Below are 22,964 nucleotides of genomic sequence, written 5' to 3'. Positions count from 1 at the left end.
TTTCTGGGTGGCATCAGCCACCTTACTCCCTCAGTTATTGTTTTCCCGCTTGTCTTCCAGTGTTTCCCGGACGGCTGGCCGCGCTGCCGCAGGTGCCGTAGTAGTTGCCGCAGATTGCTTCTCACCAAGCCCCTGGCGCAACCCCTGCGTCTTTTCCTGGAACTTCTTGATATACTGCTCCAACACGTCGTCGGATTCGATCACGTAGGGGGTAATCATCACCAAAAGCTCGGTCTTGGCGTTGCTCTTTTTGCCGTACTTAAATAACCAACCCAACCCCGGGATATCGCCCAGCAGAGGAATCTTGCTTTCCACGTTATTGGAGCCTTTCTTGATCAAGCCGCCCATCATGATGGATTGGCCATTCTTCACCGCCAGCTTGGTCTTGAGCTCTCTGGTCGAGATGACCGGCGAATTTATGCTACCCTTATTGGTTGAATCATAAAACGGGTTTGGGACCGCCGTACTCACCTGCTGGTCAACATCGAGGATAATCAGCCCATCGTGGTTGATCCGTGGACGAACCTTCAAAAGAGTCCCCGTGTCCTTATACTGGACAGTGGAGGTCGGAAGATCCGTGGTAGTCTGGGCCAGGGATTGCGAGGTAATAATAGGCACCTGATCGCCCACGTTGACAAAGGCCTCTTCGTTGTTCAGCACCAGAATCTGTGGGGAAGAGAGCAGGGAAACATCTGTTTTAGAGGCTATAGCGTTGAGCAAGCCAACAACATCGTTGGCATTTCTAAAAACTGAATATGAGAAGCCGTATGCCGTGGCCGAAGGGTTGACAACCTTCTCAAAATTTGAGGAAAAAGTCTGGCCATACTTCGTACCATCGATCTTGAGCTGATTGTTTTTCAAGGCCCATTCAATACCGAATTCCCAGGAATCATCCAACGTCACCTCTGCCACCATCACCTCGATCAGCACCTGCGTGGGCAGATTGTCCAACTTTTCCAGCAGCTTGAGTACGCGGAGATAGTCCGCCCTCTCCGCCCGGATCAAAATAATATTGCGGCCATCATCGGCGAGCAGGCTTGGCTCACCGCCAAACTGAAGGCTGGCGAGGTTTTTGCCGCTCCGCTTGCCAGCGCCTGTCCGCGCAGCGCCAGTCGTCTTGCCAAAAGATTCCGACTTGCCAGCGCTCGCTGACGAACCCACCGTATCAGCCCCGGTGTCCGCCTTCAACCCGGAGGATGTCGGCCCGGTCAGGCTCTTGGCCTGGGTGTCCCCGCTGCCGCTGGACAACGTGGACTTGCTCAGCCCTGTGCCGGTTTCCCGCTCAAGACCTGATTTCATCTGCCCGGCAGCCGGAGCAGCTTCCCCCCCGGAGATAAAGGCGTTCACCAGGGCAGCCAGCTCCGAGGCCACCGAGTTGCGCACGTTATAGAAATAGACGGGGTCGCGGCCCTCGGCGGGAACAACATCCAACTCCTTGATCCAGCGGTCGGTGCTGTCCAGCAGTTGCTCGCTCTTGCTGATCAGGAGCAGGGAGTTGACCCGCTCCAGGGCGATGATGGAAACCGCCTCATGCTCCTTGGGGTTTACCGACAGGGCGGTGAGGATTTCCTGCAACTCGTCCCGCAGGGTGAAGAGCGGCGCGTTTTCCACCCGGATCATCCGCACCTTGAGCGCCGCAAGCGGCGAGATATCCAGGCGGGAGAGGACACTGACGATATCCAGCACCTTGCCTTCAAAATCGCGAACAATGAGGGTGTTCTGGCTGGCAAGATTGTCGATGGAGCCGATCTCGGAGAGATACGGCTCCACCAGTTTCTTGGCCTCGTCCGAGGCAAGATGCGCCACCGGAATGATCTGCACCACCAGCCGCGAGGAGGCCTTGAGGGAACCGGACTCGCCCGGCCCGTATATCTGCTGGGGCACCCCGCCCTTGGAGGGATGAATGGAGTAATAATCACCCTCGTTACGCACATCCAGCCCGTTGATATGCAGGATCTTCTGAAAAATTCCGAACAACTGGTCCTTGCCGATTTTCTGGGCGGAGTGAATGTTGACGGTGCCCTTGACCTTGGGATCGACGATGTAATTGATGCCAAGGGTTTCGGAGATAACCTGGATGAACTCGTAGATATCGGCATTGTCAAAGTTGAGCAAAATCCCGTCCGCCGGCTCGGCCTTGTGCGGCTTTACCCCGGCCTGATCCTTTGACCTCTCAGGCGCAGGGGTTGCGGAGACGCTCATATCCTTAATCCGGGTCGGTGGGGTAACGGCTTCCTTGCCCGGTTCCTGGGCCTGCTCTTTTGCCGGACCTCTCACGATCTGGTCGTTGATTTCCTTGAGATCAACCCAGGGCCGGGTGGCCGGGGGACTGCAGCCCTGGCCAAGGACGAGCAGCAGGAGAACAAGCAAGATATGGCTCTGGCGAGGCTTCATGGACGGATTCCCTTTTTTGTTCCGACGGTTATCATCATTCTGGTGGCGGCTCCGGGCGTTTCCGCAGCGGGTGTTTCCGCAGTTCTTCGTCGCTCGGTGGAGGCTGAAGCTGGAGCTTGGGCTTCAGCTGTTTTCGCGGCGCAGGAGCCGGCAACGGTTCCGCCATTTTTGCGGCTGGAGAAGGGGCGAGAATCCGCGGTGCATTCTGCCCTGGCGCCGGAGGAACAGGAGGAGCTGCGGGTATCGTCCCGCTCTGCTCACGGCCTGCCAGGGGTATCGGTTCCTGGCTCCGATCTTTTGCCTTATCATATAATAATTTCGTTATCTTTTGGCCATCCCGACTGAAGGTGATTTTTTCCGGCAGAATCTCCGTGACCTTATAGCCGTTCACCGTATCCCCGACCGTAACCCGCAAAAAGCCCTGTTTCTGCCCCCCACCCCCGCCGGCGGAGTCCGGCTGGCCGCCCAGCGCATAACTGAGCAGCGCCCTCGGGTTGGTGGCGGTGATGATGGAACCGCTGTAATGAATCTTGTCGATGGCCACGTTCGCGGCATTCTGGGCTTGGCCGCTTTTCCCGCCTCCACCGGCAAGGCTGCGCTCGGCATTGAAGATATAGCCCTGATTGAGATCAGGCACGTCGCCGGAGACCATCGGTTGCAAACTCTGCATTTTTCCGGGCAGCGCGGCCTGGGTCGGGCCCTCTTTTTTTCGCGTGGCCGTAAGACTCTGCAGAGGGTCATCCCGCCAGACCGAGACCAATCCCCAGGCCTGAGCCAACAGCACCAGCAGAAGCGCAACCGCCATGGCAAGCCGGGTCGTCATATCGCCTTGTCGACCTCCTTGCCGATTTTGTAGTACCCGCGAACATCCAGGGAAATCTTCAACTCTCCGGGCTTAAATGGCTTGATGGTGAGGCTTTCGATCCGAAAAAACTGCTTGCTGGCGTAGCGGCTGTGCAAAAATCGGCCAAGATCGTTGAGCGCGCCGGACATCCGGATCTTGATGGCGATCTCCCCGTGTTCCTTGCGATCGCCCCCGCCCCCTTCGCCTGCCCGCACCGGCTGGATGAACTCCGGCTCAAGCCCGGCGTTGCTGACCTCCGATTGCAGCATGATCTGCATGGCCGAGGCGACCTTCTCTTCGTTTTCGCCTTGGAAGAGAAAGGATTCCAACTGCTGCTGCCGGCGAGCCAGCAGGGCGACCCGATCCTCCAGCTCCGGCAAGCGCTGGACAGCCTCGCGGTATTGCGCCAGCATGGCCATGCGGTCTGCCAGTTCGGCCTGCCGGGAATCGAGATAGCCCAAGACCCAGCTGCCGAGATTGGCAACCAGCAGCACCGCCGCCACCCCAGCGAGGAGATGCCGCCGGTCGAACCGGTGGATGAACTCCATGATCTGGTTCACGGCAGGGTGATCTCCATCTGAAAATAATTTTTGTTGTTGCGGCGGCTGGTTGACTTGAGGCTCACCTCGCCCAGCCTCTGCAGGCTGGTGGACATCTCGCCCATGTCGTCCGCATACCCGTCGAGATAGAGGATGGCCGCCTCTTTCTTTTCCATCCGGAGCTGCTCAAGATAGGCCGAAGGCGGGAGCGTATTGGTCAGGTTGGTCAAAAGGACAAGAAGGTCGGGGTTTTTGCCGATCTCCTCCAGTCTGGCGATTTCTTTTTGGCTGCGGTTTTCCTTGCTGCCCAGTCCGTTGATCTTTTTCATGGTCGGCTGGAGCTTAGCGATCTCCGCCTCAACCCGGTTGCTGGTGGAGTGGAAGCGGTACTCCTTCATGCCAAGCAGCAGAAACAAAGAAAGCACATTGAGCAGCGCCAACCCGGCAATCAGGACTTTAAAATAATCGGGCCGCCGGTAGGAGGCGGGCAGCAGATTAAAGGCCTTGCCAATGGGCTCGTCGGCCAGCAGGGTGTCGGCATCGGCAAAGCCGCTGGCATCGGAAGCCCCGGGAAAATAGACGGTCTCGCAACCGCTCAGCTCCATGGCCTCGCCAACCGTGGGCAGGGATGGGCAGAGCAAACGCTGACGCAACCGGCCATTGGCAAAGGTCAGGAGGGTGGCCATGGTGCCGGGCAACAGCAAGGCCCATTTTTTCTTGGCCTGGCTGCGGCTTACGTAACGCTGGCTCAAGGGGAACAGGCCGACCAGACTGTGCCCGCCCTGGGCCAACTCCTGCAAATGGGGGGCAATACCCTCTTCCGGCACGGCATAGAGGGTAACGCTTGTTTCCTTATGCCGCCGCTCCGTTTCGTAGCTGGAAAAACAGGTGTCGGCCGGAAACGGCAGGAGCATCTCCAGCTGATAGCCGATGGCCTGCTTGATGCCGGAGCCCTTCACCGGCAGACTGAACTGTTTGCAGAAAAGCAGCTCCTCGGCAACATACACGGTTACGGCTGGACCAGCTTTCTGCTGGGGAAGTAGGCCGACCCTGGTCAGCAGCCGGGTGATCACAACCTCGACCGGATGCGGTTTTGCTTGTGGACCGCCCTCCAGACGGATGGCGCCTTGATCGGTGATGATCACCTCCGCCCCTCTCATGAGTAGCGCTCCTGCCAGGAAAGGATCTGATAGCCATTGGCCAGAATCCGGACCAGGGCATTGATGGTCAGACCGGGGCCTGCCTGCTTATCCCCACTGCCCACCGCAATAGCCTGCCCGGTGGCGGTGATGGTGTAATAGAGGCTTGATCTCCCTTCCTCGTAACGGAGAAACGGCTCAAGCTCGGAAAAACGGGCATCCCCGATAATCTGCCGAGTCATGGCGGCGTTGAGGGTGCCCTGGAGCTGACGGGCATCATGATAGGCCTGGATTCGGGCTTCATCGCCGTTCACGACAAAGCCGAGCATGGTCGGGGTGAGGCTGTTGACATTGATCCCTTTTTCCGGATTATGGACGGTAAAGACCTCCTCCGCCGGAAATTGCCCAGTCAGAAGGTTGGTGCCCCGGAGGAGAAAAAACTCCGCCGGGTCTTCGATTCTGCCGTTTCGCGGGATGTATGGTTCGGGCAGATGCATGTAATATTCCTGTTCAGCGCCGTTGAGCCGCAGCAGATTATCCGGATCCCGCCAGTCCTGCAGCGAGTCGAGGACAACGCTCGCCTGACCTATGGTCAGTTTCCGGTAGCGCAGAAAAAGCTCCAGCAGCCGCGGTTCGCCGGCATTGAGGTCTATCTTGCCGGACTCGTTGGCCGCATGATAGCGAACCTGCCCACCCTTCAGGGGATGGGTGTACTGGCGCCCGGGCACCAGCCGTCCGTATTCGCCTTCCGCCTCCAGGGCAATGGGCTTGTCCATGAGCCGAAACAACGCAATATTGAAACCTGCCTCGGCCAGGATGGCCGCCCGGTCGCGCGCCTTGGCATTGGCGGCCAGGCGTTGCTCGGTGCGCACGTCCAGGCTGAGCTGCGAGGCGAGAAAACTGGCCAACAGCAGCACCATGATGACGACCAACAGGGCAAAGCCCCGGTTATTGTCGGCAATCATCCCCTTGGGCAGGCGGCATTGGGTAATCGATACCATAGTCTTCAGCGCTTTTCAAGCCTCACGGTTTCCAACTGACCGTCTTTACTGCCAATTTTTTTCAAGACGAATTTCTGCCCCAGGACCAATACCTCCCCGGCGAGATCCGTGCCCCGCAGCTGCTGCTCAAGGGCCATGGCCTCCCGCAAATCGGTGGCGCGTCCCTTTTCCAGCCGGAAGATGTTGGCGTTGGACTGGGAAAAATTCTGCAAGACCGCCACATAGGCCAGGCTGAGAATGAGCACCGCGACCAACACCTCCAGCAGGGTAAAACCCAGCTGGGGACAATTACCCAAATCGTGGGGATGCACCCTTCCCATCCCTATTGCCCCCCGCCTGAAAAACTCGGGGTCACGCCGGGCGGCAGGCACTTGGGGGAAAAGGCGAACGCTTCCCCGCCTAAGCTTACGGTCACCCTGCTCTGCGCCGGCTCAAAGGCCAAAGTCACTGGCCGCTCCCCACCATACATCTTTACCATTTCGCTGAAATCGGGCAGATACTTCTCGCCATAGTCGGTGTTGAAATAATCCTTTTTTTCCAGGTAGTAGAGAGCCTGCTCGGCTGCATTGACCCGGTACACCGCGAGCACGGAGCCTGCATCCCGGTGCAGCAGGGGCTGGCGGGTGACGATGCGCAGCACCCCGTCGCCCCCGGAGATCTCCACCCTGCCAAAACGCAGGTCATACCAGGCCCCGTTCACCTGCCGCCGCAGGAGGCTGAGGAGATTCTTTTCCCTGCTCAGGGTCTCCAGGTGTTTGCCCCCCCTGGCGCTGAACGTGATCCCCACATTGAGCACCGAATAGATCATGGTGCTGACCATGCCCAAGAGCACCACGGCGATGAGCAGCTCAAACAGGGTGATCCCGCGCTGGCCACGCAGCTTTTTAGAAAACACCGTCGCCGACATCCTGCCCGTCATTGCTGCACCGGGATGCCGGTGAGCGGATCGATGCGAAACTCCTGAGAGCGGCGGCCGCTGCGGGACACCATCCTGCCCGGCGTTGCCAGCCCGTCCGGGTAAAACACCAGGGTTTCCGGCCGGAGTTCAAACTCCGCACCCGCCGGCATCTCGACCTCTTTTTTTTCCTCCACCGCGCCGCTGAAAGAGAGGCTATGGGATTGCCCATCAAACCGCATCGCCACCGGCCTGCCCTTGCCCACCGCCATAAGCCGGGCATAGCGGGTGCCTGCAACCAGGGCCGCGGTCTGCTGGCGAAAGTTCAGCCGGTCGAGAAACCGGCCGGTGGCCGGAGCCACCACCCCGGCCATGATGCCCAACAGGGCCAAAACCATGATCAGTTCCAGAAGGGAAAACCCCTGCCTGCCAAGGCTTTGCTCTGGTCTCCAAGGGCAGGCCATTGTCAGCCCGCGATATCGTTAATACTTAAAATAACCGAAAGCATGGAGATCACCACGTATCCTGCGACCACGGCGATGAGCAGGATGAAGATCGGCTCCACCATGGCGGTGAGCCGCTTGATCCGCTCCTTGAGTTCCTTTTCAAAATGGTCGGCGATCTGGCCGCACATCTCCCCCACCCTCCCCGATTCCTCGCCGATGGAGAGCAGCTCGGTGGCCAGTTCTGGAAAGAGCTTTTCCGCGCTCAACCGCTCGCCGATGCGGCGGCCTTCCTGGAGGGCGCGGGTGGCCTGGTTGAGCAACCGGCGGTATTCGGCGTTCACCGCCACGCCGCTACCGATCTTGAGCGCTGCGGCCAGATGGACGCCGTTGTTGACCAGGACCTCGATGGTCCGAAAGATGCGGGTGGTCTCCAGGTTGCGGACAAAGGAGGAGAGCACCGGAATCCGCAAGGCCCAGTGGTCCAGCCGGGCCTTGCCGTCCGCGCTTTTGAAATAGCGCCAGGCCGCCACCGGCGGCCCCACCAGCACCAACGCCGTCAACAGGGGGTGGCTGCCGATCCACTTGGCCGTGGCCATGAGCATCACCACATGGCCGGGCAGTTGCTGGCCCATACCCTCGAACAAAACCTCGAACCGGGGCAGGATGGTGGTCAGCAGAATGATGATGGCGAGAAAACCCACGGCCAGAAGGAAAAGCGGATAGATGGAGGCGGAAATCACATACTGCTGGAGTTCCTGAAAGGTCGCCTGGTAGCCGGCGATCTTCATCAGCATGGCGGGCAGGATGCCGCCCTCTTCCCCGGCCCGGACGATGTTGATGTACATGGGAGAAAAATGCGGATAATCGGCTAGGGCCTGGGAAAAGGATTTGCCTTCCTTGATTTTTTGCTCCAGCTCACCGACAAACTGCTGGAAAACGGGCTTATGGCTGTGCCGCTTCATCACCCGCAGCGCCTGGTCCAGGGCCAGGCCGCTTTTGAGCAGCAAGCCGATCTGGTTGGTGAAAAACTCGATATCCGCCCGATGCAATTTTTCCTGACGGAAACGCAAGCGCAAGGCAAAGCCTTGGGGCAGGCTGAAACCGCCTCCTTGACGACGGATGTTCAGGGGCCGCAACCCCTGGTGCATCAACCGTTTGGCCGCGCTTTCCTGATCCGGCGCATCAAGAACCCCGTCCTGGGTCTGGTTGTTGGCGTCCAGGGCTGTGTATTTAAATTGGCTCATCCGGGGATTCCAGGGAAATCCGACAAGAATTTAGAATTTAGTATGTTCATTTCTTTGCTTGCCCAAAGAAACGAACCAAAGAAAGGGCCCCCTGTGTCTCTTGTCCCGCCGTTGGCGGGATGCCCTGTGCTCCTCGATGCTGCCGGGGCTTTGCAAACTCGGCTTCGCCTCAAACAGTGCAAATCCCCTTTTCGGCAGCCTCTCCGGTGCTCGGCTGCGTGCCAATGGGAATCATCCCCCCATTTGTCCTGCCGCGCCTCGCAGAAGGGGGCGGGAAAAGACGCGGGAACTGTTTGAGGGCAAAGCCCGAGTTTTTCCGCGTCCCGCCCTCGTCGAGAAGCAAGGGAAGCCCGCAGGGCCAGGACTGGCTGGGGTGCCCTTTTCTTGTTTCTTCTTTTGGGCACGCAAAAGAAGAAAGAACGAACAACCGCAGAATTATCGCCATCTTCCCCAGAAAATTCGGACAAACCTTTAAATTGCCCCATTTTCAGTTCCCCTACAGACCCTGACCACCTCGCTGAAGGTGGTCAGCCCCTGCCGGACCTTGGCCAGGCCGTCGGTGAACATGGATTGAAACCCCTGTTCCTCGGCGATCTTTCGCAGCTCCATCAGGTCCAACCCCTTGGAAATCCCGCGGTTGACGGCCTCATCAACCACAAGCAGCTCATAGAGGCCGATCCGGCCGGTGTAGCCGGTACCGGAACAGCGGTCGCAGCCCTTGCCCTCGTAAATGGGGAAATCCTCGCCCGTCGGCTGGTAGCCGAACTCGCTGAGCATCCCCTGCTTCTCCTTGCAATGCGGGCAGATACAGCGCACCAGCCGCTGGGCCAGGACGCCGCGCAAGGAAGAGGAGATAAGAAACCGCTCCACCCCCAGGTCGGTCATCCGCACCACCGCTGAGATGGCGTCGTTGGTGTGCAGGGTGGAAAAAACCAGATGGCCGGTGAGCGAGGACTGCACCGCGATCTCGGCGGTTTCCAGGTCGCGGATCTCGCCGATCATGATCACGTCCGGGTCCTGGCGGACAATGGAGCGCAACCCCGAGGCAAAGGTCAACCCGATCTCGGAGCGGACCTGGATCTGGTTGATGCCGTGCAGCTGGTACTCCACCGGGTCTTCCACGGTGATGATCTTGTTGTCGCCGGTGTTGATCTGGTTGAGCGCGCAATAAAGCGAAGTGGTCTTGCCGCTGCCCGTGGGGCCGGTGACCAGGATGATCCCGTCGGGCATGGCGATGAGGCGGCGGAACTCCTCCTCGATCCGGCTGCCCATGCCCAGTTTGGCCAGCTCCAAGATGATGGAGGCCTTTTCCAGGATGCGGATCACCACGCCCTCGCCGAAGATGGTGGGCAGGGTGGAAACCCGCAGGTCGATCTCGCGGCCCGAGACCCGCATGGAGATCTTGCCGTCCTGGGGCAGCCTCCGCTCGGCAATATCGAGCCCGGCCAAGAGCTTGGTCCGGGAGATGATCGCGGGCTGCATGGCATGGGGCGGAATTTCGTAATCGTGGAGGATGCCGTCGATGCGCAGCCGAATCCGCAACCCGTCTGCAAAGGGTTCCAGGTGGATATCGCTGGCCCGGCGCGTCACCGCCGTATCGATCAGGTTGTTGACATACTTGATGACCGGCGCCTCGGAGGCCATGTCCTTGAGCTTATCGATATCCGCCTCGTCGATGAGCATGGCGGCGGCCTCGTTCTCCTGCTGGCCCAGTTGATAATGCTCGCGGATCAGATTTTTGAGCTGGGTCTCGCCGATGACCTGGATGGTAAAGGGCGAACCCAGGGTGATCCGGGCGGAGGCGAGGATATCGGGGTCCAAGGGGTCGCTGGTCAGGAGGAAAGGGCTGGAATCCCCTCTCCGGAAGAGAAGGAAGGGGTGGTCTTTCAAAAAAAGTTGGGAGATGGGCGGGGTGAGAAACTCGTCCGCTTCCTGGGGCACATACACGGCAAGGCCGAGCTGCTGGGCCAGGGCTGCGGCCAAATCCTCCTCGCTGACATAACCCAACGAGAGCAGGATTTCCCCCAGCCTGCGGGAGACGGTTTCCTGATGGGCCAGAGCCCGTTCCAGCTGGGCGGGTTGCAACCTGCCGTTGGTGACCAGCAGCGAACCGATCTTTTCTTTTTTACGAAAGAAGGCGGATTGCATAAGGGCGCAGGGGCCTTTGCCGGGAAAGGCTATTCCCAGCTGCCAATGTCGGCGTTTTCTTTTTCCCCGCCGGGCTGATTGTCCTGCCCGTAGGAATAGATATCCACCTCGCCATGCTCACCGGGGCTGCGGTAATGGTAGGGATTGCCCCACGGATCGTTGGGCACGGCCTTTTTCAGATAGGGTCCGTCCCATTTGTCCAGCCCCGCGCCGGTGCCAGGATTGGCCGCCAGGGCGGTCAACCCTTCCTGCTGGGTCGGGTAGCGGCCTACGTCGAGGCGAAAGGCGTCCATGGCCGACATGAGCATCTCGATCTGGGTCTTGGCCGTCTTCTGTTGGGCCTTGCCCAATTTGCCGAAGAGCTTGGGCCCGACCAGGGAGGCGATCAGCCCAAGAATGACCATGACGATCAACAGTTCCATCAGGGAAAAGCCGCGCTGTTTTTTCAGGTTTTGTTGTTTCATAAGGGTGCTTTCTGTCTGGCGAAGGTTACCCTTGCCCCGGCGCATTTCGGCCCGGAACAAGGCGACGAATCAGGAAAAGACTCCTTTGTGCTTACAATGGCGGGGGCGAATGTGTCAAGAAAAAATGGGGGATTGTACCCAAAGCGCAGAATCTGATTTTTCCAAAGGCAGAAAATCAGATTCTGCGGCGCACTTTGAGAAGACGGCCACCAACAATGGCCAGAAGGCCGCACCCTCCGCTGAACAAAGCGCCCATCTTGGCCGCCCCTTGGATGAGCGGATCGGTGAACGCCTCTCCCGCCACGAACAGAGCCACGGTCAGGCCAAGCCCCCCGATCATCCCGACCAGCAGCAGCTCCTTTTTCCCAACCTGCGCCGGCAGCGGATAACCGAGCTTCTTGCCCAGCAAACCCATGCTGAAGATGCCGCCGGTTTTGCCGATGGCCAGAGAGGCGAAGACCAGCCAGGTAGGAACGCCGATGGCGGCAAACTCCACCCCCGCATTGGCCAGACCGAACATGAACAGCCCGAGATCCACCACCACCTTCCATTCGTGCTCAAAACTGGCAAGGGGGGTGAGATTCCTGGGATCTTCCTCGAAGAGGTGCTTGTGTTCACTGGGGGGGCTCGGCAGGAAGGGGACAATAAAGACCAGGGCCAGGGCCGGGTGGATATGGGCCTTAAACAACCCGAGCCAGCTGAGCCCGCCGCCCAAGAGGAGGTAGGGCCAATAGCTGGCGACCTTGCGTCGCCGTAGCAGGAAGGCAATGGCCATGCCGCTTAAGGTAAGCCCCAGCCATTGCGGGGCAAGGGGATGCAGCGGGTCCGGGTAGAAAATCGCGATGATGCCGAGGCCGATGGCGTCATCGGCTATGGCCAGCAGCAGCAAAAAAGAGATGGCGGGATGGCGCCTGCCGAAAACCAGGCTGGCGACGAGCCAGGCCAGGGCAATGTCGGTGGCGGTGGGAATGCCCCAGCCCCTGCTGAGCGAAGGGGCGCCGATCAGGGTGTTGAGACTCAGGTAGACGAGTACCGGGCCGACCACCCCGCCCATCGTTGCCAGCAGGGGATTTATCGCCTTGCGCAGGGGATGGAGATCCCCGCCCGGCAGGCAGCTCTGGGTGATTTCCGCGGCAGCCATGCCGAAAAAAAGCACCATGAACAATTCATTGGTGAGGAAATGGAAGCTGAGCGGCCCGAGCATGGGCGCCTGATTGAAGCGGTGGTAGCCTTCCGGCGCCAGATTCGCCCAGATCAAGGCGACCACAACCCCGGAAAGCAAGGGGACCGAAAATTCCCGGAGCAGGTTAAAATGTCTTTTCACGAGGCATCCTTTGATGGACTGGCAACAACTAGGACTTTGCTTCAAGCTGGTGCTTCGACAGGGCACTCCTGAGCAAAGTCGAAGAACTCAGCACGAGCGGAAATCAATATGTTAAGAAAATATCCGCTCGCCCTGAGCCCTGTCGAAGGGCCGTTGTTACGAATCCATCAACCATACCAAAAACCTCTCCCCGGTCAAGGGGAATCGCCCTTCACTGAGCCCCGGCCTCGTTGATTCTGGCGATCAGTTCGCCGATGTCCACCGGCTTCATCAGATAATCGAACAACCCCCGCTGCATACCGATGATGCCGCTTTCCGTGGAGCCGTGCCCGGTGAGGATAATCACCTGGATCTTGGCGTCGTGCCGCTTGATCAGGTCCAGAGCGGCGAGGCCGTCCACCCCCGGCATCATCAGATCAAGGAGCACCACATCCGGCCGCCAGTCGGCAGCGAGCACCTCCATCGCTTCCTGGGCCCCACCCACGGCTTTGGCGGCAAAACCCCGCAACTCCAGACGCTCCGCCAGGGTTGTCCCAAAATCAAGCTCATCGTCAACAATCAAAATCCTATGCGCGGTCATCGCTTTCGCCCTCGCTGCCTTCGCTGTAAACCGGAAAGGTGATGATAAAGGTGGTGCCGACCCCGACCTCGCTGTTCACCTCGATCTTGCCGCCCATTTTCTGCACCAGGCCATAGGTGATGGACAGTCCCAGGCCGGTGCCCTTTTTCTCCTCGTTGCCCTTGGTGGTGAAAAACGGCTCAAAGATATTTTTCAGGACATCCGGGGCTATCCCCGGCCCGGTGTCGGAGATGGCCACCATGACCGTCTTCTGATTTTCCCGGCGCGAGGTGATATGGATCTCGCCATCACTGCGGATCGCATCGATGGCGTTGTTGATCACGTTCAAAAACACCTGCTGCAACTGGCCATGGTCCGCCCGGATGACCGGCAGGTTTTCCTGGAGTTGCAGGATAACATGGATGTTGCGGTAGGCTGCGTCTTTTTCCAGAAAACTCAAGACCTCCTGGAGAATCTCATTGAGCTGCACCAGGGTCAGGGAGGTTTCCATCCGCCGGGCAAAACCCAGGAGCCGGTGGGTAATGGTCCTCGCCCGCACCACTGCATTTTGCAGGGAAGCCAGCTGGGCAAGAAACTTCTCCCGGTGGCTAAAGTTCTGATCCAGGCCGACCAGATCCTGCATCAGCCCGGCCTTTTCCCCGATGATCGCCAGCGGGTTGTTGATCTCATGGGCAACGCCCGCAGCCAACCGGCCGATGGAGGCAAGCTTGTTGGAGTGTTCGGTTTCGCTCAAGATCGCGTCCCGCGTTTCATCGGCCTCCCGGAACTTGCCCGCCAGAAAACGGGAGAGCCAAACAACCATCCCGCCCGAGGCAAGAAAACAGAGGGTAAGGGTCAGCAGCAGCCGCCCCTTGAAGGAATGCCAGATCTTCCGCGCCTCGGCCCCCTGCTGGTCAAGGACCAACAGCCAGGGCGTGTTCGGGATTCGGCTCACGGCCCGGTAAAAGCCGCTGTCCCCGCGCATTTCCTCGAAGATGAGGATATCGTTCTGCTTGGGTTTGCGGGCGAGCTGAAAATCCTGCATGGCGCCGCCGTGGTAGCGGGAACCGCTTTGCAGGGTGCCGCTGTCGTTGATGAGAAAGATATCCTCCAGGGCCTCGGTGTCTGCCAAGGCCAGAAAGCGGTCCAGGGTTTCGGTGTCGATGCTCGCCCGGAACACCCAGTGCTGTCCCGAATAGGGGTCCTTCTTGCTGGCGGCCACCACGAAATGGGGAACATTGCGGAAACCGGTAAAAACCTCGCTGACATACATCCGCCGGGTCAGGGCCTTATGAAACCAGAGGCTGTCGCTATAGTCCTTGCCCACCAGGCCGCCGTAAGGGCCGACATAGGCGCTCTGAATGCCGTCCGGCCCGACCACACTCAGATCCACCAACCCCTGATGTTCCTTCTTGAGCTGCCTGAATATCTGCTCCAGCTTCTTGGTGTCGGAGAGATCCTCGAAGGTGTAGGTGTCAATGACCACGGTGATCGCCGCCTCCAGTTTTTCCAGATAGGCGTTGATGGTCGCCCTGGCGCTTTCCGCGTTCCAGCGGGCGTTGGCCTGGGAATCCTCGCGCAGGAGCTGCTGGTACTGGATAAAGTTGAGGCCCGAGGTGATTGAGAGGGGGATCAGGGTGATGGCCAGCATCACGATGAGCAGGCTGTTGCGCATACAACGGTACCGGGCCTTGGGAGAAAGATCCTTGCCGGACAGGCCGCAGAACAGCGGGCAATTGGACTTGCGGGCATGGTTATCACTCATGATGGTGCACTCCTCTCGGTTTCCGGCCGGACAATGGCCCCCGGTCGCAATTGTTTGGCCATAGCCAGATCGATGGCCTGGGCTGCCGGGCCGATGACCCTGTCGATCACCTCGATTTTTTTCCAGACCAGATACTGGTAATGCGCCTCCTCAATGCCGCCGCAGATCACCAGGGAGGCCTCTTCCCGGATGATCAGACTGCACAGCTCATCGCTCCCCGGCCCCGGCAGCAGGACCGTGCGCGGCTCCCCCGAGATCTTGCCCCGGACGATTTTGGCGATGAGCACCTCGGTGGCCAGATCGAAGCGCGGGGCAATATCGTTATTTTGCAGGGTTACCAGGATCTTCATGCCGTCTTACCCAAGCTCATATTCTCTCATCTTCCGCCACAGGGTGGTGCGTCCCCAGCCAAGGGCCTTTGCCGCTCCGGTGCGGCTGCCGCCGGTCTGCATGAGGGCGGTGAGGATATTCTTCTTTTCGATGGCGCTCCAGCTTGCAGCGTTGTCCGGAATCTCCTCCGCCGCCGTCACCGCCGTCTTTTTGCCGGATTGCCGTGGCCCTGCCGCAACCTTTGCACGGGGCATCTTGCCTGCGTCGGCAAGCACATAGGGGGGCAGATGCTCCACCTCGATGACCTCGCCCCGGCAGATATTGACCCCATATTCAATGATATTGCGCAGCTCGCGGACGTTGCCAGGGTAGTGATAGCTACCCAGCAAGCGCAAGGCCTGGGCGGAAAGCCTTTTCACGCCTTTGCCGAAACTGGTGGCAAACATCTGGAGAAAATGATCGATGAGCAACCGCACATCGCCATCCCGCTCGCGGAGCGCAGGCAGATGCACCCGCAGGACATTGAGGCGAAAAAACAGGTCTTCCCGAAACTTCCCTTCCTGAACCAACTGTTTCAGGTCGCGATGGGTGCCGGTTATCAGCCGCACATCGACCCGGACCTTTTTCTGACTACCCAGGGGAAAGAATTCCCGGTCATCGAGAACGGTGAGCAACTTTACCTGGAGCGGCAGGGGCAGATCGCCGATCTCGGTAAGAAAGATGGTGCCGCCCTGGGCAAGCTGGAACATGCCGTGCTTGTCGGCGTGCGCCCCGGTGAACGCCCCGCGCATATGGCCGAAGAGCTCGGATTCGAGCAGGCTCTCGGGCAACGCCCCGCAGTTTACCTTGATGAACGGATATTTGCTGCGTTTGGAGGCCTGGTGGACAGCCTCGGCCAGGATATCCTTGCCGGTGCCGGTCTCCCCGGTGATCAGCACCGACGAGTCGGTGTGGGCAAGAACCGGCAAGAGTTCGAAGATCTCCTGCATCTTCGGGCTGTGGCCGAGCAACCCCTTGGCCGGGCCCATCTCCTTCTTGCGGTCGATCTCCTGAAAGGCGGTGATGTCTTCCAGGACCAGAACCAACGCCTGTTGTCCCTGCCTGGGGTCCACGACCGGGGTGGCGGTGAAACGCATGGGGATCTTCTTCCGGTTCAGGCCGAGGATATCGCCCTCGGCGCTGCAAGGAACTCCGGTCTCCATGGCCTGGCGGAACACCTGGTCGTTTCTGGCAAAACTGCTGTGCAGCACATGGTCGCAGTATATGCCGCGGGCCTCCTCGCCGGAATACCCGGTAAGCGCCTCAAGAAAGCGGTTCATCATAATGATCCGGAGATCCTGGTCGACAAGGGCGATCCCGTGCGGCACCCCATTGAGGATATCAATAAGATCGGGACGGAAGGTCTTGGCTTCTTCGGTTGCGGACATTGATCTCGGACCATTGTCATTCATTTTAGGGACACAGGGCACAGGCCCCAAAGTGTTTCATATTGTCCCCACATGTTTCAGATACAACACCCTGGACCTGAACGTCAATCTTTTTTTTGCAGCCCCGACCATCGTCGTCTTTCCCAACGACACAGGCAAAGCGCCAAAAATTTCCGCCCGTCCGCCCTCCCCAAGGCCAGGGGAAAAGGCACCCCCGCAACGGTGCGGTTTCATCCACACCACCCTTAATGTTCCTTTTTGTTCCACAATGTTCTACCTGCCTGTTTCAGCCGAGGAACACATTCGGCCAACGTTCCGTTTTTACTATAAATTCATGGGTGGCACGATCCTTGTATTGCCACAAGACAACAGCGCACGACCGTTCCAATGCGCGGGAAACATCTCACACTTTGCGGAGGTTGCCATGAAAACATCACTCAACGCCTTTCAGAAATGGATGACTGCCATCACCTTTGCCGAGGCCGGTGAATGGGAAACTGCCAAAAACATGATGCCCGTCACCATTTGGAGCAGGACGATCAACCAATTCCAGAAAATCTTCATGGCGGCGGCCTTTGCCGAAGAGGGTCTCCATGCCGAGGCCATTGCTCTGGCCGAATGCCCCAACCTCCAAGCCCCAAGCGCCGATGATTTCCTCCAATCGCTGGGGTTGGGCGGAATCCGCATGACCTACGGCGTTTTCGCCACAGAGTCCACGCGATAAAGAAAGGCCCGGGGCCGGCCATGCAGACAACAGCGCTCATTGTTTCAAGCGACGCAGGCTTTGCGGAAACGATGAGGGGTCTCCTGCAAGGCTGGGGGATGACGGTTGCCCTGTCCGGAGAATCGACACCGGCACCGCTCCCCGGAACAGAGATTGTGCTGCTCGACATCCGGCAGGCCAGCAACGAGGGACCACACCCGCTCCTGGCCATCAGGGAAAAAATGCCTGCAGCCGAGGTCATTCTCATCAACAGGCCGGATAATATCCCGCTGTCCATCGCCGGGATGCAGGCCGGGGCGGCCGACGAACTCATCGCCCCGTTTGACACCAGCACCCTGAAAAACACCATTTCCGCCGCCCTCCGGCGGAGAAAAAAACGGCAGGGGAAAAAATCACTGTTCCAACGTTTCGGAGACGCCATGGCTGCCGCGACCTTTGCCCAGGCCGGCGAGTTTGACACCGCCCTCTCCATGCTGGACGACGATGAGAATAAAAACCTCCCCCCAGACCGGGAAAAACCATAGGGCAGCCCCACCGCCGCTACCCCCAACCGACCTTGAGGACATTATGGACGACATCAAAATTCTGCTGGTAGACGACGAAGAAGATTTCATCAGAACCTTATCAGAGCGTCTGGATCTGCGGGATCTCGGCAGCAAGACCGCACTCAACGGCGAACAGGCCCTGGGCTATGTGGGCGAGAAAGAGCCCGATGTCATGGTGCTTGACCTGAAGATGCCGGGCATCGACGGCATGGAGGTGCTGCGGCGGGTGCGCAAGATTTACCCCAACATCCAGGTCATTATCCAGACCGGGCACGGCAACGATCTGGACGAGGCAGAGGCGAGACGGCTCGGGGTGTTTGATTATCTGAAAAAACCCGTGGATATCGAGATCCTGGTGGAGCGGATCAAGGCGGCCCATCAGGCAAAAAAGAGCCTGCTGGACAGCTCCGCCACCGCCGCGGCCTTTGCCGAAGCGGGGGAATATGAAACCGCCCAAGATATGCTCAAACAATGATGCATTCGTAAAAGAGGAAAAAGGCCACAGGTCCGCAATACAAACTCAAAGGGTTACAAAGCAACCACCGTTGTAATCGCGCCTTTTTGCGATTTCAACAAACAATAGGGCCAGACAGCAATGCACAAACAGACCGCAGCCATCAACCGCCATTTCATCGTCAGCGGCGCAGGCATCGAGATCCGCCCCCTGGCTGACACCGGCTTATCCGAGGGGTATCCGCCGGAGGGCAGATTCCCAACCCTGCTGGAGGTGGAGCAGGAATACGTACAACGGGTGCTGGCCCATGTGGCGGGCAACAAATCGCGGGCCGCCCAGGTCCTGGGCATAGACCGGGTCTCCCTCTGGCGAAAGCTGAAAAGATTGGAAAGCCTCGCCCCCTCCGCCACGCCCCCGCTTAAGGAATATTCCGACCGGCCATGAAGATGTACACCGCCACCATCCCCGGCAGCGCCCTCAAGGTCCGCTCGCGTGAGTCATATTACGCGCGGCAGAAGCGGCTTTTTGTTGTGGTGGTTATTCTGGTGGCCATCATCCCCCTCCTGTTCATCAGCTGGACAGCCTCCCATTTTTACCAAAAATCATGGCTGGACAAGACCACCGTGGAGCTGACCAGCCTGGCAAACAGTCGCCGGGAGATCATCGACCTCTTCCTCGACAGCCAGGAAAATATCCTGGCCGGGTACGCGGAGCTCTATGACTTTGCCTGGCTGAGCACCCCCGGCAATCTCGAAAAACTTTTTAAAGCCATGAACCACCAGGGGGTCATTGTCGATCTGGGCCTCATCGCCAAGGATGGCAGCCACCGCAACTACACCGGCCCCTTTGTCGAGGATCTCAAGGACAAAAATTACGCCGAGGCCCGCTGGTTCGCGGAGGTCATGCAGAACGGCAGATACATCAGCGATGTGTTCACCGGTTATCGGGGCGTACCCCATTTCATCGTGGCGGTGACCGACCCCACCCGCTCCTGGGTTCTGCGAGCCACGATCAATTCCGAGCTGTTCAACGCCCTGCTGGCCAGCGCCGAGGTCGGGCCGGGAGGGGATGCCTTTATCCTCAATCGCCAGGGCGAGTTGCAGACGCCAAGCCGCCTGGGGCTCACCGCGCTGCCGGCTGACGAAAAGGGGCTTCTCGCCACCACCACAGGCGGCGACCTGACCATCCATCACTCCCAGGGCTCCCTGTACGCCACCACCGGCATGAAAAACAACGCCTGGACCCTGGTGCTGAAAACCGACATCGGAACCTCGCTCGCTGATTTTTACCGGGCCCGGCAGCGCGACCACCTGATCATCGCCTGCGCCGCCCTGCTCATCCTCGGTGTTGCCACCTTCCTGGTGCGCTCCATGATGAACAAGGTGGAAGGCGCGGACCAGCAGCGGATGCTGCTCTACGACCGCATCCGCTACTCGGAAAAAATGGCCCTGATCGGCAGGATGGCGGCCAATGTGGCCCATGAAATCAACAACCCCCTGCAGATCATCGGCGACCAGGCCGGCTGGCTGGACGAACTGCTGAGCGAGGAAAATCCGGCACAGCTGAAAAACACCGAGGAATACCGGACCGCCTTTGCCAAAATCCGGGCCCAGGTCAAGCGGGCCAGCACCATCACCCACCGGCTCCTCGGTTTTTCCCGCAGCACCGATGGCTTGAAATCACCGACCAACATCAACACCCTGGTGGAGGAGACCGTCTCTTTCCTGGAAAAAGAGGCGGCCAATCACCGGATCGCCATCCGCCGCAATCTGGGATCAGGTCTGCCGGAGATCACCACCGACACCACCCAATTGCAGCAGGTGTTTCTCAACATCTTAAACAACGCCTTCGACGCCATCGGCAACGACGGCGCAGTCACCATCAGCACCAGCTTGGGCGACAGGCAACTGGCGGTGGAGTTTGCCGACAGCGGACCGGGGTTGCCGGAAGAGGTTCTGAAAAAAGTTTTCGAGCCCTTCTTCACCACCAAAAAGGCAGGGAGCGGCACTGGGATCGGTCTGGCCATTTCCTACAGCATCGTCGAGCGACTCGGCGGCAGCATCGAGGTGCGAAACGGCAAGCAGGGCGGCTGCGTTTTCCGGGTCAATCTCCCGGTCGCCGCCTAATTACACCGGGAAAAAGGAGAACCGAGATGAACGAATTTTCCATCCTGGTTGTTGATGATGAAGAAGAGTTTGTCGCCACCCTGGTGCAACGGTTGCGCAAGCGGGGCTGGGCCAGCGAAGGGGTGCTGAGCGGCGGCGCGGCCATCGCCCGGGTCGCGGCCAGAGATTTTGCCGTGATCCTGCTGGATATGCGCCTCCCGGACATGGACGGCGGCCAGGTTCTCCAGGAGATAAAAAAGATCCGCCCCCAAAGCCGGGTGGTCATCTTGACCGGCCACGCCTCGGCCAGCGAGGGGGAAGAAGGCATCAAAAACGGGGCCTTCGACTACCTGCTCAAACCGGTGGAATTTGAAACCCTGCTGGAAAAACTTGAGGCAGCCAGGAACCGCGGCCCATAAGGCCAAACATCACGAACACTGTAACCGAGGGGAACCGAGGTGTTTTTATTATTCAATTAAGGAAGGAGGAGTACAATTATGAAGTTCTTCAGTCAATTGCACCAGTTCATGATGATGGGCGCCCGCGCTCAGGCAAAATGGGAACTGGACATCTCAAACACCATCCTGCATGACCGCAAGCGGCTGGCCATTCTCTGTCTGCTGCTCATCCCCATCCTCCTCGGCGGCATAGCCTTTGCCGATGAGATAGTAGGCAAGCTGCCCGGCATGATCGGCGGCAAAACCGCCTACGCCCCGGCCTTCTACACCCCCACCATCTTCTTCGCCTCCATCGGAGTCGGCATCGTCGCCGGCCTGATCACCGGCTGCATCGGCGCGGGCGGTGGCTTCATCATCGCCCCCGCCTTGATGAGCGCCGGGGTCAAGGGCATCCTCGCCGTGGGCACCGACCTGTTCCACATCTTTGCCAAGGCCATCATGGGCAGTGTGCTGCACCGCAAGCTGGGCAATGTTTCCGTGGCCCTGGCCGGGGTTTTCCTGCTCGGTTCCATCGGCGGCGCCACCCTGGGCGGCTGGGTCAACCGTACCCTGTACGAGATGAACCCGGTGCTGAGCGATGCCTTCATCACCACCATCTATGTTCTGATGCTGGGCTTTCTCTGCTCCTACGCGCTGCTTGATTTCTTCCGGCAAACCCGCAAGACCAAACCCGCCAAGGCCGGTTCCAGCAGCACCCCGGTCAACACCTCGGGAATGACCAACCTGGCCCAGACAATCCAAGGCATCAACCTGCCCCCCATGATCCAGTTTGACGAAGGCGTTACCCCGGGCGGACGCAAGATCTCCTGGTTGTTCCTGGTGCTCAGCGGCTTCATCGTCGGGTTGGCCGCGGCCATCATGGGCGTGGGCGGCGGCTTCCTTACCTTCCCCATCTTCGTCTACGTGCTGGGCGTTTCCTCGGCCACCACCGTGGGCACCGACATCTTCCAGATCATCTTCACCGCGGGCTATGCGGGCTTAAGCCAGTATGCAGTCTACGGCTTCATCTTCTACACCCTGGCCATGGGCATGCTCCTGGGTTCCTTGGTCGGCATCCAGGTCGGCTCCCTGATCACCAAGGTAGTCAGCGGCGCCACCATCTGCGGACTTTACGCCATCGCCACCTCCGCGGGTTTTGTCAACCGGGCCTTTGCCCTGCCCTCAAAATTGGCGAGCATGGAGATGATCTCCATGTCCAAGGAAACCGGCAAGCTTCTGGAAACCGTGGGCACCTATATCTTCTTTGTGGTGCTTGGCGCCTTTGCCCTCTGGGTTTTCTACATCTTTTTCACCAATATCCGCACCCTCAAGGGCGAAGGCCCGGTTTTGCATACCACCAAGGAGGTACAAGTATGATTGCCAATAAAAAAGAATTCAGCGGCGGCCTGGTGATGATGGCCGGTTTCTGGGTGGTTTTCGCCATCCTCCTCTCGCCCATTTTCCCAGGACAGGGCAAGAAGGTGAACATGCTGGATTACATGGACAGCATGTACAACTCCATTTCCAAAAAATCGGCCTACTATATTCCTGCGGCCAGGGAAAAGGCCGAAGCCTTCAAGGGAAATACCATTGCCCTGAATATCAAAACCGATGAGAGTCTTTCCGCGGACCGACTGACCACTCTCCTGCAAAAAGCCGGCGCCACCGTGCAGGCCGGGGATAAGGAGATCAAAATCAGCGGCGATCTCGGCGCAATCCTCACCGCGGTTCTCGCGGACGCGGACGCCATGTTCGCCAATGACGGGCAGGCGGTCAGCGCCAAGTACGGCGCCGAGGAAAAGCAGGTGATGTTTGATTGGTACAACGCCTTGAAATCCATGGAAAAAAGTCTGACCAAACAGGAAAAATTCAAGGAATCAAAAATCTTCTATCAGGTGCGGACCAAAACCGTTGAGCCTGCTTACAACTATTACGGGATCGAGGCACAAAGCATCAAGGACAAGGCGGTTCTGGTGATCGCCTCCCTGGTGGGCTATGTGATCTATACCATGTGGTTCGGGTTTTCCATCCTCTTCATGTTTGAAGGCTGGGGACTCAAGCTTGAGCATTAAAGGTCTGGACTGATCCTCTGCCCCCCTCCTTGCCTGGAGGGGGGCTTTTCCCTTAGGCAATTGCCGCAATTTTTTTATTCCCTCGCCGGGCCTGCTTCCATTATGCTG

Annotated in this window: 24 protein-coding genes; 8 read left to right on the top strand and 16 right to left on the bottom strand. The window is 58.9% G+C overall.

The genetic code is table 11. From position 1 onward, the window contains the following. Positions 1–30: 30 nt before the first annotated feature. The 16 genes from gspD to ACZ46D_RS12255 form a co-directional block, all read right to left on the bottom strand. Entirely contained in the window at positions 31–2,394 is a 2,364-nt protein-coding gene (gspD, locus tag ACZ46D_RS12330; protein ID WP_464927736.1) for a type II secretion system secretin GspD, read from the bottom strand. 34 nt (positions 2,395–2,428) lie between these two features. Next, entirely contained in the window at positions 2,429–3,217 is a 789-nt protein-coding gene (locus tag ACZ46D_RS12325; RefSeq protein WP_464927735.1) for a hypothetical protein, read from the bottom strand. Continuing rightward, on the bottom strand, positions 3,214–3,798 hold the full coding sequence (gspM, locus tag ACZ46D_RS12320) for a type II secretion system protein GspM (protein WP_464927734.1): 585 nt from the start codon (positions 3,796–3,798) through the stop codon (positions 3,214–3,216). The genes ACZ46D_RS12325 and gspM overlap by 4 nt, the downstream gene beginning before the upstream one ends. After that, the gene (locus ACZ46D_RS12315) at positions 3,795–4,937 is read right to left on the bottom strand and encodes a hypothetical protein (RefSeq protein ID WP_464927733.1); all 1,143 of its coding nucleotides are present in this window, start codon (positions 4,935–4,937) and stop codon (positions 3,795–3,797) included. The genes gspM and ACZ46D_RS12315 overlap by 4 nt, the downstream gene beginning before the upstream one ends. Next, positions 4,934–5,917 carry a type II secretion system minor pseudopilin gene (locus ACZ46D_RS12310; protein ID WP_464927732.1) on the bottom strand — a complete coding sequence of 328 codons (984 nt, stop codon included), beginning with the start codon at positions 5,915–5,917 and terminating at the stop codon, positions 4,934–4,936. The genes ACZ46D_RS12315 and ACZ46D_RS12310 overlap by 4 nt, the downstream gene beginning before the upstream one ends. A 5-nt stretch (positions 5,918–5,922) precedes the next feature. Beyond that, a complete protein-coding gene (locus tag ACZ46D_RS12305) occupies positions 5,923–6,237 on the bottom strand; it encodes a type IV pilus modification PilV family protein (protein ID WP_464927731.1) in 315 nt (104 codons plus the stop codon). A gap of 2 nt (positions 6,238–6,239) precedes the next feature. Further along, positions 6,240–6,812, bottom strand: coding sequence for a PulJ/GspJ family protein (locus tag ACZ46D_RS12300; protein ID WP_464927730.1), 573 nt, complete (start codon positions 6,810–6,812; stop codon positions 6,240–6,242). 20 nt (positions 6,813–6,832) lie between these two features. Next, positions 6,833–7,276 (bottom strand): GspH/FimT family pseudopilin, encoded by a 444-nt coding sequence (locus tag ACZ46D_RS12295; protein WP_464927729.1) that lies wholly within the window; start codon positions 7,274–7,276, stop codon positions 6,833–6,835. A gap of 2 nt (positions 7,277–7,278) precedes the next feature. Further along, positions 7,279–8,502 (bottom strand): type II secretion system F family protein, encoded by a 1,224-nt coding sequence (locus ACZ46D_RS12290; protein ID WP_464927728.1) that lies wholly within the window; start codon positions 8,500–8,502, stop codon positions 7,279–7,281. A 471-nt stretch (positions 8,503–8,973) separates the two neighbouring features. Further along, positions 8,974–10,650: a GspE/PulE family protein gene (locus ACZ46D_RS12285; protein WP_464927727.1), complete on the bottom strand. Its 1,677-nt coding sequence runs from the start codon at positions 10,648–10,650 to the stop codon at positions 8,974–8,976. 29 nt (positions 10,651–10,679) lie between these two features. Beyond that, on the bottom strand, positions 10,680–11,114 hold the full coding sequence (gene gspG / locus ACZ46D_RS12280; protein WP_464927726.1) for a type II secretion system major pseudopilin GspG: 435 nt from the start codon (positions 11,112–11,114) through the stop codon (positions 10,680–10,682). Positions 11,115–11,289: 175 nt separating this feature from the next. Then, positions 11,290–12,438: a Na+/H+ antiporter NhaA gene (locus ACZ46D_RS12275; RefSeq protein WP_464927725.1), complete on the bottom strand. Its 1,149-nt coding sequence runs from the start codon at positions 12,436–12,438 to the stop codon at positions 11,290–11,292. Between the two features lie 211 nt (positions 12,439–12,649). Further along, positions 12,650–13,018 carry a response regulator gene (locus ACZ46D_RS12270; RefSeq protein WP_464927724.1) on the bottom strand — a complete coding sequence of 123 codons (369 nt, stop codon included), beginning with the start codon at positions 13,016–13,018 and terminating at the stop codon, positions 12,650–12,652. Then, the gene (locus ACZ46D_RS12265; RefSeq protein WP_464927723.1) at positions 13,005–14,762 is read right to left on the bottom strand and encodes a sensor histidine kinase; all 1,758 of its coding nucleotides are present in this window, start codon (positions 14,760–14,762) and stop codon (positions 13,005–13,007) included. The genes ACZ46D_RS12270 and ACZ46D_RS12265 overlap by 14 nt, the downstream gene beginning before the upstream one ends. After that, positions 14,759–15,112 (bottom strand): NifB/NifX family molybdenum-iron cluster-binding protein, encoded by a 354-nt coding sequence (locus ACZ46D_RS12260; protein WP_464927722.1) that lies wholly within the window; start codon positions 15,110–15,112, stop codon positions 14,759–14,761. Before ACZ46D_RS12260 ends, ACZ46D_RS12265 begins: the two co-directional genes overlap by 4 nt. Positions 15,113–15,118: 6 nt before the next feature. After that, the gene (locus tag ACZ46D_RS12255; RefSeq protein WP_464927721.1) at positions 15,119–16,519 is read right to left on the bottom strand and encodes a sigma-54 interaction domain-containing protein; all 1,401 of its coding nucleotides are present in this window, start codon (positions 16,517–16,519) and stop codon (positions 15,119–15,121) included. A gap of 424 nt (positions 16,520–16,943) precedes the next feature. Here ACZ46D_RS12255 and ACZ46D_RS12250 point away from each other — a divergent pair, with 424 nt between their 5' ends. The 8 genes from ACZ46D_RS12250 (at position 16,944) to ACZ46D_RS12215 (ending at position 22,856) form a co-directional block, all read left to right on the top strand. Continuing rightward, entirely contained in the window at positions 16,944–17,243 is a 300-nt protein-coding gene (locus tag ACZ46D_RS12250) for a hypothetical protein (RefSeq protein WP_464927720.1), read from the top strand. Positions 17,244–17,263: 20 nt separating this feature from the next. Then, positions 17,264–17,767, top strand: a complete 504-nt coding sequence (locus tag ACZ46D_RS12245; protein WP_464927719.1) for a hypothetical protein — start codon at positions 17,264–17,266, stop codon at positions 17,765–17,767. Between the two features lie 43 nt (positions 17,768–17,810). After that, positions 17,811–18,263, top strand: a complete 453-nt coding sequence (locus ACZ46D_RS12240; RefSeq protein WP_464927718.1) for a response regulator — start codon at positions 17,811–17,813, stop codon at positions 18,261–18,263. A 120-nt stretch (positions 18,264–18,383) separates the two neighbouring features. Beyond that, complete coding sequence (locus ACZ46D_RS12235) at positions 18,384–18,686, top strand: helix-turn-helix domain-containing protein (RefSeq protein ID WP_464927717.1); 303 nt, start codon at positions 18,384–18,386, stop codon at positions 18,684–18,686. Next, positions 18,683–20,368: a sensor histidine kinase gene (locus ACZ46D_RS12230; RefSeq protein ID WP_464927716.1), complete on the top strand. Its 1,686-nt coding sequence runs from the start codon at positions 18,683–18,685 to the stop codon at positions 20,366–20,368. Before ACZ46D_RS12235 ends, ACZ46D_RS12230 begins: the two co-directional genes overlap by 4 nt. Before the next feature lie 26 nt (positions 20,369–20,394). After that, the gene (locus ACZ46D_RS12225) at positions 20,395–20,766 is read left to right on the top strand and encodes a response regulator (RefSeq protein WP_464927715.1); all 372 of its coding nucleotides are present in this window, start codon (positions 20,395–20,397) and stop codon (positions 20,764–20,766) included. A gap of 78 nt (positions 20,767–20,844) precedes the next feature. Further along, entirely contained in the window at positions 20,845–22,161 is a 1,317-nt protein-coding gene (locus ACZ46D_RS12220; RefSeq protein WP_464927714.1) for a sulfite exporter TauE/SafE family protein, read from the top strand. Then, entirely contained in the window at positions 22,158–22,856 is a 699-nt protein-coding gene (locus tag ACZ46D_RS12215; protein WP_464927713.1) for a hypothetical protein, read from the top strand. Before ACZ46D_RS12220 ends, ACZ46D_RS12215 begins: the two co-directional genes overlap by 4 nt. Positions 22,857–22,964 lie beyond the last annotated feature (108 nt).

It is taken from the genome of Thiovibrio sp. Mzg5, assembly GCF_055379285.1.
This window is presented reverse-complemented; position numbering and strand designations above follow the sequence as displayed.

Coding starts and splice junctions, on each gene's coding strand:
- ACZ46D_RS12250 (WP_464927720.1), top strand. CDS start 16,944: ATGAAAACATCACTCAACGCCTTTCAGAAATGGATGACTGCCATCACC.
- ACZ46D_RS12285 (WP_464927727.1), bottom strand. CDS start 10,650: ATGCAATCCGCCTTCTTTCGTAAAAAAGAAAAGATCGGTTCGCTGCTG.
- ACZ46D_RS12310 (WP_464927732.1), bottom strand. CDS start 5,917: ATGGTATCGATTACCCAATGCCGCCTGCCCAAGGGGATGATTGCCGAC.
- ACZ46D_RS12295 (WP_464927729.1), bottom strand. CDS start 7,276: ATGGCCTGCCCTTGGAGACCAGAGCAAAGCCTTGGCAGGCAGGGGTTT.
- ACZ46D_RS12270 (WP_464927724.1), bottom strand. CDS start 13,018: ATGACCGCGCATAGGATTTTGATTGTTGACGATGAGCTTGATTTTGGG.
- gspD (WP_464927736.1), bottom strand. CDS start 2,394: ATGAAGCCTCGCCAGAGCCATATCTTGCTTGTTCTCCTGCTGCTCGTC.
- ACZ46D_RS12215 (WP_464927713.1), top strand. CDS start 22,158: ATGATTGCCAATAAAAAAGAATTCAGCGGCGGCCTGGTGATGATGGCC.
- ACZ46D_RS12240 (WP_464927718.1), top strand. CDS start 17,811: ATGGACGACATCAAAATTCTGCTGGTAGACGACGAAGAAGATTTCATC.
- ACZ46D_RS12265 (WP_464927723.1), bottom strand. CDS start 14,762: ATGAGTGATAACCATGCCCGCAAGTCCAATTGCCCGCTGTTCTGCGGC.
- ACZ46D_RS12260 (WP_464927722.1), bottom strand. CDS start 15,112: ATGAAGATCCTGGTAACCCTGCAAAATAACGATATTGCCCCGCGCTTC.
- gspG (WP_464927726.1), bottom strand. CDS start 11,114: ATGAAACAACAAAACCTGAAAAAACAGCGCGGCTTTTCCCTGATGGAA.
- ACZ46D_RS12255 (WP_464927721.1), bottom strand. CDS start 16,519: ATGTCCGCAACCGAAGAAGCCAAGACCTTCCGTCCCGATCTTATTGAT.
- ACZ46D_RS12245 (WP_464927719.1), top strand. CDS start 17,264: ATGCAGACAACAGCGCTCATTGTTTCAAGCGACGCAGGCTTTGCGGAA.
- ACZ46D_RS12305 (WP_464927731.1), bottom strand. CDS start 6,237: ATGGGAAGGGTGCATCCCCACGATTTGGGTAATTGTCCCCAGCTGGGT.
- ACZ46D_RS12235 (WP_464927717.1), top strand. CDS start 18,384: ATGCACAAACAGACCGCAGCCATCAACCGCCATTTCATCGTCAGCGGC.
- ACZ46D_RS12225 (WP_464927715.1), top strand. CDS start 20,395: ATGAACGAATTTTCCATCCTGGTTGTTGATGATGAAGAAGAGTTTGTC.
- ACZ46D_RS12290 (WP_464927728.1), bottom strand. CDS start 8,502: ATGAGCCAATTTAAATACACAGCCCTGGACGCCAACAACCAGACCCAG.
- ACZ46D_RS12230 (WP_464927716.1), top strand. CDS start 18,683: ATGAAGATGTACACCGCCACCATCCCCGGCAGCGCCCTCAAGGTCCGC.
- ACZ46D_RS12315 (WP_464927733.1), bottom strand. CDS start 4,937: ATGAGAGGGGCGGAGGTGATCATCACCGATCAAGGCGCCATCCGTCTG.
- ACZ46D_RS12220 (WP_464927714.1), top strand. CDS start 20,845: ATGAAGTTCTTCAGTCAATTGCACCAGTTCATGATGATGGGCGCCCGC.
- ACZ46D_RS12325 (WP_464927735.1), bottom strand. CDS start 3,217: ATGACGACCCGGCTTGCCATGGCGGTTGCGCTTCTGCTGGTGCTGTTG.